Annotated in this window: 11 protein-coding genes; all 11 read left to right on the forward strand. The window is 39.5% G+C overall.

Features of this window, described 5'->3' with window-relative positions:
• A complete protein-coding gene (gene tssC, locus PULV_RS21095; RefSeq protein ID WP_193332585.1) occupies positions 1-1,695 on the forward strand; it encodes a type VI secretion system contractile sheath large subunit in 1,695 nt (564 codons plus the stop codon).
• A complete protein-coding gene (gene tssD, locus PULV_RS21100) occupies positions 1,692-2,180 on the forward strand; it encodes a type VI secretion system tube protein TssD (RefSeq protein ID WP_227009451.1) in 489 nt (162 codons plus the stop codon). Before tssC ends, tssD begins: the two co-directional genes overlap by 4 nt.
• Positions 2,180-2,572: a GPW/gp25 family protein gene (locus PULV_RS21105; RefSeq protein WP_086743503.1), complete on the forward strand. Its 393-nt coding sequence runs from the start codon at positions 2,180-2,182 to the stop codon at positions 2,570-2,572. Before tssD ends, PULV_RS21105 begins: the two co-directional genes overlap by 1 nt.
• On the forward strand, positions 2,569-4,326 hold the full coding sequence (tssF, locus tag PULV_RS21110) for a type VI secretion system baseplate subunit TssF (RefSeq protein ID WP_193332586.1): 1,758 nt from the start codon (positions 2,569-2,571) through the stop codon (positions 4,324-4,326). Before PULV_RS21105 ends, tssF begins: the two co-directional genes overlap by 4 nt.
• Positions 4,299-5,291, forward strand: a complete 993-nt coding sequence (gene tssG, locus PULV_RS21115) for a type VI secretion system baseplate subunit TssG (protein ID WP_193332587.1) — start codon at positions 4,299-4,301, stop codon at positions 5,289-5,291. Before tssF ends, tssG begins: the two co-directional genes overlap by 28 nt.
• 7 nt (positions 5,292-5,298) lie before the next feature.
• Entirely contained in the window at positions 5,299-8,979 is a 3,681-nt protein-coding gene (gene tssI, locus PULV_RS21120; RefSeq protein ID WP_193332588.1) for a type VI secretion system tip protein TssI/VgrG, read from the forward strand.
• 88 nt (positions 8,980-9,067) lie between these two features.
• Positions 9,068-12,094: a type VI secretion system tip protein TssI/VgrG gene (gene tssI, locus PULV_RS21125; RefSeq protein WP_193332589.1), complete on the forward strand. Its 3,027-nt coding sequence runs from the start codon at positions 9,068-9,070 to the stop codon at positions 12,092-12,094.
• 3 nt (positions 12,095-12,097) lie between these two features.
• The gene (locus tag PULV_RS21130) at positions 12,098-14,998 is read left to right on the forward strand and encodes a DUF2169 family type VI secretion system accessory protein (RefSeq protein ID WP_193332590.1); all 2,901 of its coding nucleotides are present in this window, start codon (positions 12,098-12,100) and stop codon (positions 14,996-14,998) included.
• A complete protein-coding gene (locus PULV_RS21135) occupies positions 14,991-16,052 on the forward strand; it encodes a pentapeptide repeat-containing protein (RefSeq protein WP_193332591.1) in 1,062 nt (353 codons plus the stop codon). Before PULV_RS21130 ends, PULV_RS21135 begins: the two co-directional genes overlap by 8 nt.
• An 11-nt stretch (positions 16,053-16,063) precedes the next feature.
• Positions 16,064-16,711, forward strand: a complete 648-nt coding sequence (locus PULV_RS21140) for a DUF3540 domain-containing protein (RefSeq protein ID WP_193332592.1) — start codon at positions 16,064-16,066, stop codon at positions 16,709-16,711.
• A gap of 3 nt (positions 16,712-16,714) precedes the next feature.
• The gene (locus tag PULV_RS21145) at positions 16,715-17,125 is read left to right on the forward strand and encodes a DUF4150 domain-containing protein (RefSeq protein ID WP_086743495.1); all 411 of its coding nucleotides are present in this window, start codon (positions 16,715-16,717) and stop codon (positions 17,123-17,125) included.
• Positions 17,126-17,133: the final 8 nt, after the last annotated feature.

Consider the following 17,133-nt stretch of genomic DNA (forward strand, 5'->3'; position numbering starts at 1 on the left):
ATGGATAAATATCAGGATATTTCTTTCATCCATAATACTGAGGGTAACTTACCTTTTCGGGTGCTCGTTATTGCTCCGCTTTTAACTGAAAGAGAGAGTGATTATCAGCTTATTCCATTTGAAATTTCAGAGGAAAGCTTTTCGAAGGTGATGGCAAGTTTAGACATCTCGATTACTTTAGATTTGGAAATATCGCGTTTATGTCAATTGTATAATGTTGAAAACCAGTATTTCACAATAGAGTTTGATATTAATAAGCTCAGTGACTTTTCGCCATATTCAATTATTACGAATGAGCCAAACTTAGCAGAAATACATGACTTGATCGCTCAGATACGCAGTGCGTTACAGCAATCTCATTTTCATTTTTATGCAAAGCAGTTTCATTGCTCACAACTAAAATTGTCACTATTTAATCAGGTTGAAGTCAAAAGAGCTGAATTAGAATGCTTAGTATGTGAGCTAGAATCTGTTTTATCCGAGATTTTAGATACTATTTTACACCATCCTAAATGGCAGAAAATGGAGTCTGCATGGCGAGGGGTTGCTTGGTTAACTCAAGCCTCTTCAGCTGAAGATAATTGTCAGATAGATTGCATCTCATTTAACCTTGAACAATTGCGTGAAGATGTCTGTGATAGCTCAACTGCAAATGACAGTGATTTATATCAACTACTTTATAGAGACAGTCTTGGTCAGTTTGGTGGGATCCCCTATGGGTGTGTTTTGCTAGATTATGCTTTTTCACGTAATGGGACAGATATTGATTTTTTAAAAAAAATCAGTGAGGTATGTGCATTAGCGCATGTCCCACTTATAAGCGGTGCATCAGCAAGCTTGTTCGGAGCCAATCAATATCAGGATATAACCGAGCACTCGAATTTAACTGAACTGTTTTCCTCACCTCTGTATATAAAATGGCGTAGCTTTTCACAATCTTTAAGTGCGCGCTATGTTTGTTTGACCTTACCTCGAATTATGATTAGACGACCGTATTCTCAAGAAGTAACAACTCTAGATTGGTATAAAGAACAAGTGGGTGAAAACTTAGAGAGCTGCTTGTGGACGAATGCTGCTTTTGCTTTTACACATAATTTGATTAAAAGCTTTATAACACACGGCTTTTGTAGCGCATTGGTTGGGCTTGAAGGCGGCGAAATAACATTACCCCTTCAAACTTGCCCAACTTCGTCATTGCCAGTCGAATTAGTGTTATCCGAAACCAAAGAAGCTGAACTGGTTAGTTTGGGTTTTAATCCAATCTGTAGTCGATATTACTCAGGGCAATTACTCTATCAAAGTGCCAATTCAGTCGCTTGGTATCATGTCAGTCAATCATTTGAGAATCAAACCGCGACTACGATGGCTGAAGCTCAATTACAGTATTTATTTATTGTCTTGCGGATCATTCATTGTTTAAAAATATTAACGCGAGAGAATATCGGATCATTTAATACTAAATTGGAGCTCAATAGTTTTATCAATAATTGGCTTCGTCAGTTTGTTTCAGATGTCGCCTTACCGACTCAAGCGGTTCAGGCTCAGAGACCTTTGAAAGATGCATCAGTGACGGTGAGAGAGGCGACGGATATGAATTGGTATGATGTTGACATTGTGCTTACGCCGCATTTTAAGTTTCTAAATGAAACGGTGACCCTTGATGCACAACTTAATATTTCTCATAAGGAGCTATGATGGAATGCTCTGGGTATATGGTTGTCAGTGGTAAGAATCAAGGTCAGATTGATGGTTCGTCTTTAAGGAATAAACGTGAAAATAAAATCAATCTATATTCATTTTCGCACTGCGTAAGTGCTCCGTTTCAAACACATAAAAACATTAGTAATGGCTCTGTTGTTCATAAGCCAATTGATATTTTAAAAGAGATTGATAAAAGCACGCCAAAACTCTATCAAGCTCTAGTAGAAAAAGAAGAATTGGATATAGAGTTTCATTGGTACCGATTTAATGAGCGAGGGGTCGAAGAACTCTATTACAAAGTCATCCTGACCCATGCGCATTTGACGGCTATTTCACCTTTTATGCCCAACCCTAATAACGCAAGCAGTGACACAACAAGGTTTATGGAAACAGTCACAATTGCTTATCAAAAAATAAAATGGGATTGGGGTCCCCACGGCGATATCACATTCGAAACCGATTGGCGGAATGACTCATAATGCTTCGTTTAACTGAAAGACTTAACTTTTTAGACTCACAGCATGATATGTCTGATGATCAACCATTATTGATAGAACAATCGATATGTCATTATTTAGCTAATATTCTCAATACCCGAACAGGCAGTGTGGCAATTACGCCTCATGTTGGCATGCCAATAATGAATTTAAGTACGGCAGGGAGGCACTCTGATGAGTTAATTGCTTACATCAAAAATCAGGTGCTAGAGGGTGAATTAAGAATAAAGCAATTTGAAACCATCAGTATATCAAACACTATCAGCAATGCTTTGGTGGCGTTTACCGCTAAAATACAGTGCTATGATTTATCGACGTTTAAATGCCAAATTAAAGTCAGGCTCGATAATACAGTTGAGGTCTCGCTACTATGAGTTCATTAGATAAGCTATATCAAAAAGAATTGAAACTACTAAAAAGCTCGGCGCAAGTATTTAGTGAGCAACACCCTGCATTAACTGAACATTTAGCGAGGCAAAGTAATGACCCTGATGTGGAAATGATTCTACAAGGGGTTGCGTATTTAAGTGCGCAGTTTAAGCAAGAGGTGGATAATGCATTTCCTCAAGCGATACAATCTTTATCACAAGTGTTAACTCCGACGCTTATGCAGCCTTTGCCCAGTGCTGCAATCCTTTCGTTTAAACCAAAGACTAATCTGCTCAAACCCATGCTAATTGAAGCTGGAAAGTGTTTCGATTCTGAACCTGTGGGTTACAACACTTCCAAACAACATTGTCGTTTTACAAACAGTTGGCCCATTGAAGTGCTCCCCATCGAACTGAACACGGTGACAACAAAATTAGCCGATAAACTTCATGACTCGCAAAACCAACGTGTTATCCATTTGAAGTTTGACTTTGATGCCAGTCGCAACGATATTGCAAATTATGAGTTTGGTAAACTGAGGCTTCATTTAAACCAAGCCTTACCCGATGCCAGTTTATGGTTATTAATGTTTGCCCGAAACGTCAATGGGATCGTTATAAAAGATGATATCGGGGAACATCTTTTGAGTGCCCAAAAGGTTAAATTAATCGGTTTTGATACTGACGCTAAGCTTTTTCAATATGATGATGCAGCTCCGCTTCATCAATTATTGCAAGAGTATTTCACGTTTCCAGAAAAATTTATGTGTGTCGAGTTAGATATACAGAGCTGGCAACAACGAGCGGGCGTTGCTTTTTCTATAACGGTAGAATTTGATCAACCTAACTGGGCGTTACCTGAGATTGACGTTAGCCATTTTCATCTTTATACATCACCAGTTGTTAATGAGTTTGAACATTTTGCAGAGCCTTTAACATTATCTGAGTCTCAACATGAATTTCCTATTTACTCAAAATTTGATGCGCTATCAGGAGATCTTAATCTTGAGATAGTGGATGTATTATCAGTGGAAGGCGTAAAACAAAATAGGCAAACAAATCGAAAATTTGAAAATGTCTTACGACCTAAAAAACTCAATTCAGATAAACCAGGCTATCACTTTTACCGCAAGTTTGGCCCGCAAGATGGCATTACGTCCACGTGGCTAGGACTTAGCTTTTCAAGTAAATATCCTTTAGAGCAAGATGAAATCCTTCGGGCAAAAGTAAAGTGTTCTCAAGGGCGCTTGGCTGAGCAAGTCACACTCGGACAATTACGCAAACCAACCAGCAGTAGCCCTGAATTAGTGCATTTTGAAAATATCACCGTATGCAGTGAATTTCAGCATGCCCAAGTAGCCACTCATACCGCGTGGCAAGTGATTTCTGATCAAGCGCTCAGTTTAAATGCAATTAAAGATGCAGAGCAGTTGAAAAAAATCTTATCTCATCACATTCCAAAGCAAACGAAACTATCAGCAAAACAAAAAACTAATTTATTTCGCATAGCAGCAATCGAAAGTGTGCAAGTGAGCGCAAAAGATCATTTTTATCAGGGGGTGATCACCCGAGGTAAAGAAATTCAAGTAGGGTTTAATGGTGAGCATTTTAGTAATATAGGCGATCAATTTCTTTTTTCTGCGGTCCTTAATCAATTGTTTGCCCTACAAACACCTTTAAATAGCTTTTGCCAATTAGTTACCATCGATTTAAGAACTGGGGAGCAAATGCAATGGCCAATGCTAATGGGCTCACTGTAATAGAGCGTGAAACACAGTTAATTGAGCACGCGAGTCGATATTCGTTTATTCAAGCCTATAAACAACTATGTGAATTGGCGACGGTACAAAAGCTCGATGCAGCGAAAAAAGTCCGGATCAGACCTAATTTGGCGATGTCATACGCACGCTCTGAAGTAGTTGCGATTGTTAAAGAAATGCAAAATGAAAGCGAGTTTATCTACTTTCTTGAAGTAAATTTAATGGGGTTATACGGACAAAATTCGCCATTACCAAAGTTTTTTACCGAGGAGATTATTCAAGCGCAAAAAAAAGAGTTACACGCCAGCCGTATTTTTATTGATGTCATTCATCAAAGGCTATACCAGTTGTATTTCGAAGCTAAAACAAAATACTCCGGTCACTTGCAACAATCTGTACAACATCAATTGTATGAGTTTATGTTTTCCATGATTGGTTTTAAAGGTGAGCAATGGTTACGTTATTTTCCAGATCCTGCCTTTATCATTAACAATATTAATTTATTTCGTCATCAAAAAGGCACGGTCAGCGGTTTGAAAAGTTTATTAAGTCGGCTGTTTGATAATGCAACTGTTGAAATTAAACAATGTCAGCAAAGAACCTTACTCTTACCTATCGTGCAACGTAGTCAGCTCGGTGTTGATTCATTGAGTTTAGGTGGATGTGCATTGCTTGGTCATAAACTCAAAGAAAAACAATCAAAATTGTTGATAGTGATTTCGCCACTTTCTGAAAAACAGTTTGATCACTGGGTTAATCACGATCAACATTGGCAAAGTCTACAATACCTGATCCGATACTTTTTGATTCAACCCTTTGTTGTTGAACTAAGAATAAAAACAGAAAATTCGCGCAATTATGAGTTGAGCTTATCAAATTCAAAAAACATTCAACTCGGTCGAAATACCTGGTTGAGCGCTAAAGAAGAACAAGTACTGATAGAAGCGCAGCTGAGACTTCAATGAGGGATTAATGTCACGATATACGTTTTCATTTCAATGTCAGGGGTTTGCGACTGATTCATTTGATCTTCACGCCTTTGAGGGCATAGAGGCGTTGTCACAGTTATTTCAATTTAATCTGACGCTTAGCTCAACAAATTTAGAACTCGATGCTGACGTTGCAATCAACAAAGACGCGACTTTAATAATCTATTTTAATGGGCAAGAAATAAGACAAGTAAATGGGCTGCTGAGTTGTTTTGAAGAAACAGAATATTTAGTTGATAAAACACTTTATAAAGCCACTTTAGTCCCAACAGCTTGGACATTAGCGAAATTTGAAACCAACGAAATTTACTTAGATCAAACAATTAAAGAAACAATTGCCATGATAATGGAAGATGCGGGCATATTAGCAACGCATTATCGATTTGATTTATCGAGAGAATACAGAAAATGGCCCTTTCGACTACAGTATAAAGAAACCCACCTTAGTTTTATTCAACGGATTATTTTGCGGGAGGGCATCTATTTTTATTTTGAGAATAACCAGAGTCATTCGGTGATCGTATTTACCGATAATCTTCAGTCGTTGAAAACACTCGAGCATAGTCCACTTAATTTCCAGCCAGCTACTTCTTTGGATGCATCAACACAATTTAATCGATGCCATAATCTAATTTGCAAACGAAACAGCCTGCCAAAAAAAGTCACATTAAGAGATTTTAATGAAGAGTCACCTTCATTAGATGTACGCGGTGAAGTTGAGATAGATAGCAACGGGATTGGCGATATTAATATATTTGGCCTCAATATACTCAGCCCTGAAGAAGGCGAAGCGTTGGCCACCATCCATGCGAATGCGTTTAAATGCCGAAAAAAAGAATATATTGGTGAAGGCGAAGATGCATTAATGTGTCCGGGTTTGAGTTTTGATCTTTGTCATCACCCCAGAGCGGCATTGAATGAAGAGCATTACCTCATTGAACAAGTCACTCATCATGGGATTAATGGGATGATGTTGAATCACAGTGATGATCAGCAAAATATCTATAGCAACTCCTTTATTGCGTTATCAAAGCAGTTTGAATATGCGCCGCATTATGTTGATTGTAAGCCAGAAATTAAAGGCACACTGAATGCGGTTATTGATGCAGAATCAAGTGGTGAATACGCTGAGCTTGATTCATTTGGACGCTATAGAGTGAAGTTTCCTTTTGATAGAAAAGATCGCGAAGGAGGGAAGGCCTCCTACTGGTTACGTATGATGCAGCCTTACGGTGGAACCAATGAAGGGATGCATTTTCCACTTAGAAAAGGGACTCGCGTACTGATCAGCTTTATTGGTGGTGATCCCGATCGCCCCTATATTACGGGGGCAATTTCTGATAGTGCAGAGCAAATCAGTATCGTTAAAGATGCTAATCAAACCAATAGTGTCATTAAAACTCCCAGTGGTAACAAAATTGAGTTTGAAGATAAACAAGGCAAAAATAGAATCAAATTAGAGTCCCCGACCAATAATACCTATCTTCATTTAGGTGCACCCAATCACGATGGTTCAGGTTATGTGATGGTCACTAATGGTGTGCAGCGTAAAGTGATTAAAGGAGGCAGTAATGTTTCGATTCAAACCAGTGCCTATAGTGGCGCAACCAATACCGATTCTTCCGAGTTATACAACAGCGCTAAGTCATACCAAGCAGGTGATTTGGTCAATTTTAATGGAAAACCATACAAATGCTTAGTTAATCAAACTACTGCGGCTTCACCGTTAACACAGGCGAGTGATTGGCAAAATTATATCGGTTATGTGCCAGCATTTTTGTTTTATGAACAAGATAGCAATGGCAAACTGGTCGATACCGCAACCCCTCCAGTTAAATTGTCTTATTCAAAGGAACTTGATGGGGCGTATATTGTTTCACGCACGCAAGGTAATCAATATAATTGGTCACAAGGTAACCAGTTTAATTATTTCGCAACTGGCCTTGGTCAAACTGGATTAACAGAGCCCAGTAATCAAAACAAACATTTTAATTTTGGCACCAATTGGGCTGTGCATTGTGCGTATTATTACTACGATAGTTCACAAACGACGCTGCGAGGTAAGAGCCCCGAGGAACTTATTGATGAAACAATGAATCTCTTTGTGGCTAATATTATTGATTATGATTCAGAAGCAATCATGCAAGTTGATGCAGCTGAAACTGCAAGAAATCAACAACTAGCAGCTGCAGCTCAAACAATTATCAATAATGAAAGATTTGATAACTATAATCAAACTCTCCTATCTACGTTTCAACAGATTGAATCAACCCCTCTTTACAGTTCAAGATCCGAAGCAGAATCTGCCTTTTACAATACCATCAAGCAGCAGTGGTTAGATCCAATTTTAGCGAAAGAAGCCGACCTCAATGCGCGAATACTTGAAGGAAAGCACATCAGTATTGACGAAGAAAAGTACACGTTAAAAAAAGAGTTAACCACTAAAGCGTCAAAAATGGCTCAAACAATGGCGCAAGATCATCTCCATCAATATATAGGTGAGAAATATTTTCTTCGTTCAGGCTGGCGTTCTACTGAATCTATTTTAGAGTCATCCAATGCCATGTTGACAAAATTAAAGGATAAAACGAAAGAGCGGGTGGCTAATGCCTTAAAGGTCATGGCTATTTGGCAGCGGTACTTAAGTTATTCGCGTGTCCGAGTGGCTCATCATGACTCATTGAATATACAAAAAGGCAATATTTATGACTTTGGTGGCTATTGGAATTATAACTTAGGCAATTCCTATACAGAAAATCACATGTCGCAAACGACCAAGATAAATGAAATCAAAGATCATGATTTACTCAAGGTTGGCGGGCCTTACTGGGGCACAATGACAAACCCTGCTGATGACTTTTCACATGTCAGCAAACCTTCGATGAATTGGCGTTATGTGGACAATGTGTGGGTTGAAAAAACGTTTAGTGGTAAGTCCTATGAATATACATTTGAAAAAGAGTCGATAGAGGTCAACCATAAATGCAAAACACTCGAGATAAGCCATGGTTGTGCCAGTCACGAGCTAAAATTTAATGGCAAAGGGGTCAAAGTATTTGAAAGTAAATCCGGGGGAGGAATTTCAGAAGAATGGATGAGTACTCCAGATGGAAATTTCGCCACCTATTCAAAAACAGACTTGTCAGGAGCTGGCAAAAAAACGGAAGACCGCGTCTATGCGTATGAAGCACCCGTTTCATACGAAATAGTCAATAAACCTGCTCCCGGTACCGCTTTTTCATTTAAAGGAGATGGTTTGCCGACGTTTAGCACCTCTTTAGTGATTGATGTTGGTTCGACGAGTATTGCAACCCATTTAGGTGTGATGAGCAATAGTGTCTCAATTGAGGCAATGGGCATGAGTAACGCTATTAAAATTGATGGCACGCTGATGGCAAACACAGTAAAAATCTCAGAAACAGTGTTAGAAACCAATGTAAAAATTGGCATCGGTGGCATGACAGCTAAAGCAGAAATAGGAGGAGAAGCTATCGGGACTTATTTATCTCAAAAAGCACTCGATATTAAAAAAGAAGATGCTATTAAGCTACATAACGACACCATCGCAATCGTGTTAAAACAAATGGAAATTGAGCGAAAAGCTCTTGAGATAGGATCAGGAGATCTCAAATTAACCTCAGCGATGCTGAACTTAATAGCCTAGCCAAATGGAGTAACATTTTCGAAAAAATAATTATTTTAAATACTTAGCACTATACTTAGTTGCGCAGCGATATTGCGGGAGACGGAAAATGAACAATTATTATTTTACATTTGAAGTGACGGGACATGCTGCGGACCTTTTTGAGGTTCAGTATTTTCAAGGTCAGGAAGGTCTGTCGCAATTGTTTCATTTTGATATTGATCTTAAATGCGCAGACGTCAATTTTGACTCAAATGTCTTAGTTAACCAAACAGCCCAGTTCACTTTCTATTTCAATAATCAACCACTCAGAGTTATTCAAGGTGTGATTAATCAGTTCGAAGAAAGCCAATATGTAGTCGATGGTGTGTTATTTAAAGCAAAGTTAGTACCAAAGGCATGGTGCTTAAGCGCATTTGAATCTAATGAGGTCTATTTAGATCAAACTGTCGAGCAAACCATTACCACAATTTTAGAAGAAGTAGGATTAACTGCGTCTGAGTTTAGGTTTGATCTGAAACAACACTATCGAAGTTGGCCCTTTAGGCTGCAATATAGCGAGACTCATCTGAATTTTTTGCAGCGAATCATCGAACGAGAAGGGATATATTATTACTTTGATGCCAAAGAAGAAAATGCTGTATTAGTGTTTTGTGATAATTTACAAAGCCATCAAACAGTTCAAGCAGCCCCCCTTATTTATCAGCCTGCGAATATGAGGCTGACCGATCATATTGACTATGTGTCTTCTTTTATTTGTCGCCAACAGAGTATTCCCAAAAAAGTGATTTTACGGGATTTCAATGAAGCCCTTCCTTCACTCGATGTTAGAGGTGAAATCGAAGTAGACAGTCAGGGGATCGGTGAAATTAATATTTATGGATTGAATATCCTCACGCCAGAAGAAGGGGATCAATTATGCCAAATTCATGCAAATGCTTATCGCTGCCACAAAGAGCAATATATTTTACAAAGTGAACTGGCAACAATGGGGAGCGGCTTGCTGTTTTCATTACAATGCCATCCACGGCTCGTATTTAATAATCCGTTGTATTTAATCGAAACAATCAGTCATGAAGGGGCGAACTTACATGCATTCCAAAGTGTTGAGTCAACATCGTTGCCTGTTGGTTATCAAAATACGGTCACGGCTTGCTCGAACCAATTTGATTATGTGCCGTTAAAACAGGCCTCTAAACCTGAAATTAATGGAACATTAAATGGCATTATCGACTCGGAGACCGATGGAGAGTATGCAGAACTGGACGAGTATGGCCGTTACAAAATAAAACTTCCTTTTGATCGAAAAGATCGCGAGGGTGGCAAAGCATCTCATTGGATCAGAATGATTCAGCCTTACGGCGGAACAAATGAAGGAATGCACTTTCCCCTTAGAAAAGGAACCCGCGTTTTATTGAGTTTTATTGGCGGTGATCCCGATAAGCCCGTTATAGCGGGCACTATTTCCGATTTAGGCGAACAAAGCTCGTTAGTGCGTGCAGAAAACTCGACCAATTCGATGATAAAAACAGCTGGCGGAAACAAAATAGAAATAGAAGACAAACAAGGGAAGAACCGCATCAAGCTAGAATGTCCAACCAATCAAACTTATATGCACTTAGGTGCGCCTAATCATGATGGTTCTGGATTTGTGCTGTTAACCCAAGGCATCGAGCGAAAAGACATACAAGGTGGGCAGCGTTTAACCACCCAAGTGCTAGGAGAAAGTGCCACAAGTTCCTACACTCTTACTTCACAGGGTCAAGCCACTGATTATTCAGATATACATCAATTTCAAGTGATCGATCACGCAGGTCAATCCGTGGAGACACTCACAACGCAGATGGAAATATCTGGAGATTACTTAATTGAGCGCCGTTGTGGCCCTAAATATATCTTTACTGACGGTAATGAGCACGTTTACGGTGGTGGAGATGTATATGGCTTTGGTAATGGCTACGAAGAGGCTCACTGGCGCGAAGGAAACAATGGTGGTGTCCACAGTGATGAAGTGTTTAATATCTTAGGTGATAGTGGCGAAGTATTTGAACAACAAGAAGATGGCTCGTGGTCACGTTCGTATAATAAAACAATCCCCGGCGCCCAACGGTTTGAGCCGGGCGATCACCAAATTGAGAAAGTATGGTCGGACACATTCTCTTATCAAAATGGTAATAACTACGCTTGGGGCGATACCTGTGATTATGAATTTGGTAATGGTTATGCCGAAAGCCATGTTGAAACCGACGACGATGGCATGCCTGTTAATGCGATCAATAAAACAGATTGGCCCTATGATTTAGCGATACCTAAAGCGAGTGAAGATAATCCACATTTGGTCGAAGTCGGTGCGATAAATGGGGTGTATGTAAAATTAGATGGCGGCAGTACGGGAGTTGAGAAAAGTATTGGAAATTCATATGAATACAGCCATGGAAAAAGTGTGTCTGTCAGCTATATTTGTGATGAAGAAGAGCATAGTTATGGTGGAGAGAAGTATGAAGCGACCTATACAAAAGATGGCAAATTAGTTGGCTCTGAACACAAGAAAAATGGCGTCTGTACTGAAATAGAACAAACCCCAGATGGCGATTTTAAAGAAGAAACGATTTCTGATGTATCAGGTGTTGGTAAAGTGACGACCACAAATGTGTATGCGTATGGCGCTCCAGTCTCGTATGAAATAGTCAGAGAGCCCGCGCCAGGCGCTACTTTTAGTTTCAAAGGGGATGGCTTACCGACAATTGAAATGAAAATGGAAATTGATGTCGGCGCAACTGAGATATCAACCCATATCGGGGGGATGAGTAATACGGTGGAGATAGAAGCGTTAGGCATGAAAAATGAGGTCAGTATTTCAGGCGCCATCATGACAAACACGATCGAGTTATCTGCTTGCCCATTAGAAACTGAAATAAAAACAGGGGATGATGGTTTAGAGATTAAAGCCTGGATCGGACCATTAAAAACAGAAATGGAAGCTCGGGCACTGAAACTCAAAGCCGAAGAAGGAATTAAAATGGAAAAAGAAGTCATGTATTTGCTTAATCGCCAATTAACGCTTGCCAGTCACAATGCTGACCTCACCAATAGTCAATTACGTTTAGCATCATCTTTACTGACAATATTGAATTGATGAATGAAAATAATTAAATCATTGCAAGCGTCTTTATTGAATAAAACGTTTCAATACAATCATAAACATTTTTTTGTCCTTTCTTCTTTATGGGGATTTCGGCTAGATTCTGGCGAGGCCGTACTCGAGCAAGATCTCTGGCAAGCAATTGGTGAATCTTTAGGTAAAAATACCTTGCTCGATCAGGCCATGCCGAAAGATCAAGCTGAGTATTTAGTCTTTGGCTCAGCGCAATCGCTACAGGAGCGTCCCACTGGGCAACTTGATGTTGTGGTCGAGTTTGCTGGGTTGAAAAAGCACTTAGTTGTTTATGGCGACCGTTATTGGAAAGGCGCTGGAGCATTTAGTTACCCATCTGAGCCGACTCCATTTACTACAATGCCAATTGATTACCAACATGCCTTTGGTGGTGAGACTGAACATTATAATACTGAAGGGTTAGGCTGCGCCGAGATAGAAAAAAATAATATTTGCTTACATTGGCTGGCTAATATTGAACACGCAAATCATCCGGTGACATCTAAAGCCAATGATTATCAACCGGCTTCATTTTTGCCTCTTGATCAGTCGTGGCCGATGCAACAAGCGCTATGCGGTACATATGATGATGAGTATCTGCAAAATCATATGCCCGGTTTAGCTCCTGATATTGATTGGCGTTTTTTTAATGTGGCCGCTCAGGATCAACGGTTTGACGGTTACCTTCATGGAGATGAACCCTTTGCGATTAGTGGTATGCACCATCAAAAAGGCCTTTTAAAAGGCGTGCTACCAAAGGTTAAGCCGCGTGGGTTTATTGTTCGAAAGCCACACGAAAAAATTGAAGCAATCGAGCTTATCGATCAGTACTCCCCCCCAGATATCACACAGTTTGAAGAATTAGAATTTAAGTTAGACACGGTTTTATTTTTTCCTAATGATAATTTAGGTGTGGTTATTCATCGGGGTTCGACGCAAGTAAGTCATCCACAAGGGCAAGATATCGAAGGACTCCTGTTAGCTCATCAAGGTTTAACAGAGAAAGATAAACCGCAGCAATTTTACTTTGATGACTACTGCAACCGTACAAACCCGGCGTTGAGTTACAAATATCTACTTGATTCTCGCTCTTTATTGCCGATTAATATTCAATGTGGTTTTCAAGCTTTCCAAGAGAATATCCCAAATGAGGCTTCGTTAGCCGATAATATGTCGACATTTGCTGGTGGACAAAAAGATGCCGCTGAGCTTAAAGCCGCGCAAGCAATTGAGCAGCAAGAACAAGAATTAAGGCAATTAGGCAAAAACGATGAAGCTGAGCAATTAAAAAATGCCACAGGGGCTAAAAAGAATTCCCAGCCGCTTCCTGCAGAAGCGGTTAAACTCGCGGCAATAGCCGATAAAATATTGCCCGGTGCAAAAGATGGAAAAATCACCGCGCAAAATATCGACCTGACGTCATTGAATATGGATGCAATGGAAGATATGAATAACGCCATGGTCGATATGGCAAAGCAGAAAAAACAAGCAGCCATTGACGAACTGACACAGCAAATTGCCCGGTTGAAAAAAGAGGCAGCCTTTGTTCCTGGTATTCAATCATCAATTGCTCAGCTTGAAAATATTCTAGAAGAATTAACTCTACCACCTGTACTGCCAAGGGTTAATAAGCAAGATTTAGCAAATATAAGAGCAAGCATCCAACAAGCATCTCAGCCAATGGCTGAGATGCTCGCTAATCGTCAAACAGCAGTCATTGGGCTCTCGGATGAACAAAAAGATAAACTGAGCACACTGCAAGACAAAGTGAATTCGCCAGATATTGACAATAAACTCAGTGATGCATTCGATTTTATAAAAGACAGTTATTTAACGGGGGCGCATTTCATCAACCGCGCTCGCTCCCCTCATCCACAACAAGAACATAAAAAAGTACACAGCCTAGTGAATGCTTTAAATGAACAGCTGCCACTGACTGATTATGACTACGCTTTTTGCACAATAAAAGGGCTTAGCTTTAAGCAAATCAGCCTAGTTGCTGCTTACTTTGAGTTTTCCAATCTGGAATCACTTGTATTTGAACAGACAGATCTTCGATTTGTGAATTTTGCAAATAGTAAGCTCAAACATTCTTTTTTTACCGCGTGTTTAATGACTTCAGTCAATTTAGGCGCAGGAGTGTATGACTCATGTCATTTTAATCAAATCCAATTTGATGAGGTGACCTTTGCTAAGTCTGTGTTTAGACAGTGTACTTTCACTGAATGCACCTTTAGTGAACGCCAAGATGCGTGGTTAGAAACACAGCTGATTGGTTGCCGATTTGTTCATTGCACTCTCAAAAAACAACAATTTATAGAGTTAAATTCACCCGAATGTGAGTTCATAGAATGTGATTTAACTGAGAGTAATTTTATCAAACCCATTTTAAGCCATAGCATGTTTAAACAATGCTGTTTAGATAGCGTGAATGTCGTAATGGGGCAGTTAGATAACGTCAGTTTTACTCAGTCGATGTTAACCAATACGCGGTTTGTTGGTGGGTGCCAAATGCAGCATTGTAATTTTAATGGGGCGACCGTTCATGGGAGTAATTTAAGAGAATGCGATTTAACCGCGACAACCTTTGTTCAAAGTGATGTCTCGTCCTCGGACTTTGGTGGCTCACTTTTAAATCATGTGAACTTTCATCATAGTATTGCAAAGCAAAGCCAGTTTTGTGAAACCAAGCTGCGTCAGTGTAATTTCACTAAGGCTGACTTATTTGAAGCAAACCTGATGAATGCAGATTTAAGAGATAGCCGTTTTAACAATGCCAATATGTATAACGTCAATTTTTTAAATGCCACTGTCGCCAAAACCGATTTTGGCGGTGCTAATTTAGAAAAAACATTGTTTGAAAATTGGAGGCCCATTTTTGAATAAACACTTACTTGAAAAACAAATTAAGGGAAAAGCAGACGTTCCCCCGATGATTGATAGTCAGTCTTTTAAACGGCAAGATTTATCGAATGTCGATTTATCTGGCGGCGTATTTTCAAAGTCAGAGTTTATGGGGGCAGATTTTTCTGGGAGCAATTTGTCACAGGCGAGTTTTGTTGATTGCGATTTCAGCCAAGCAATATTGAATAATACACGCCTTGATGAAACAAATTTTATGCGCTGTATTTTCAACGACGCACAGTTAAGCGAGCTTTCAATTAAGCAGACTAATTTTATTGAAAGTGATGTGAGTCATGCCAACTTTAGTTATGCGACGTTTTGCCAAATTAATTGTGTGAAGAGTCTATTTAATTCAACTAATTTTACCGGTGCAAATTTTAAAGAGTCGAATTTTGTCGATAGTGATTTTTCTGCTGCAAACCTTGAATCATCGACGCACTTTAGAACTAACTTTATCAATATTATTTTTTCTGATATTCGCTTAAATAGTGCGATTCTTGAATTAGTACTTTTCCAAAATGCCATATTTACCGCATTTGATTTTACTAAAGTGAATTTTAAGATATGTCAGTTTAGAGAATCAAAATTAGAGCAGTGTAATTTTTCTCAATGTGATTTAACACAAACAGGCTTTATGGAAGCTGAGCTTACATCGGCTAACTTTAATCAAGCAGTACTAAATAACACCCTTTTTATCAAGGCGAACTTAACTCAATGTGATTTTAGTTGGACACATTTAGAGCAGGCTCTCTTTAATGAAGCTAAACTCAATGAAGCCAAATTTATTGGTGCAAATTTAAAGCAAGCTCAATTAGTCAAAGCGCAAATAAAAGGCAGTAATTTTGAAGGTGCAAACCTGATGTATGCAGATTTTTCTCATGCAGACTTGTCTAATAGTCATTTTAAAAAAGCTGAACTGTTTCGATGTAATTTGCACGCAGTCATCGAAAACCATACCGATTGGCAACAAGCAAACCGAACAGCTGCGCTGGAAACTGATACTAAAAAAGCACAGGCCGAATCATTTAAGGCTTAAGGTAGGTACAAATGAATGAGCAACATAATGTCGTGTCAATTCAATCAAGTGGGACGAATCTTGAAACGGCACGGATCAAGTTTATACAAAATACTCATTGCGTATTACAAAGTGACCAAGGAATACATCATGCCGAGGTTGCTGCAAGTTGCTTGTTAACCCCTGCGATTGGCGATTTAGTGTTAATTTGTAAAAACTCAGATAGCACATTTGTGCTGTCAATTTTGCAACAAGCAACTGAGAACGCAAAAATTGCTATTTCGGGAGATTTAGATATCAGCGTGAAAGGTCAAGTATCGATCAGTGCTCGTGCAGATCTGAATCTGATGACTGAGAGCACCCTCCAGCAGTCAGCAAAAAAACTAGAACAAACTTCACAGCATCACTCAATAACCGCAGAACAATTTAATCTATCAACCTTAAAAGCTGCTATGTCGACTAAAGAAGCACAAGTACATGCACAGCAGTGCCATTGTTTTATTGGTAGAGTTTATCAAAAAGCCGATCAAGTAATGAGATGGGTTGAGACCATCGAAACGGCACATATTGGCAATCTTGTTCAATCCATCAAGCACACATGGAATGCGCGTAGCCGCCAAACAATCATCACCGCTAAAGAAGATGTCAAAGTGGATGCACAACGGATACACATGGGGTAAGTAATGTTTGCAAAGACTCAAATGGGAGGAATGGATTTTGCGTTTCCTGATGTGTGTTTAACACCTATCCCAAGTCCAGTAGGGCCTATTCCAACCCCCATTCCTTACCCAAATATTGCTGTGCCAATGACAGCAATTCCTAGTCAATTTAAAGTCTTGACTATGTGTATGCCAAATCACAATTTAATGACCATTACACCAATGAGTAACGGCGACAATGCTGGGCTGATGATGAACCCTTTATCAGGCATGGTTATGGGGCCACAACGAAATTTGTTTGGTAGTGTCAAAACGTTAATCGGGGGCTTACCAGCCACTAAAATGCTCAGTCCATCAGGGCAAAATGGTGTCAGTCCAGGCGCGTTTGGTATGAGCCTGGTCCCAAGTCAAATTAAATTACTGATCATGGCTTAGCTTCTTAT

Source organism: Pseudoalteromonas ulvae UL12, assembly GCF_014925405.1.
Classification (GTDB): Bacteria; Pseudomonadota; Gammaproteobacteria; order Enterobacterales; family Alteromonadaceae; genus Pseudoalteromonas; species Pseudoalteromonas ulvae.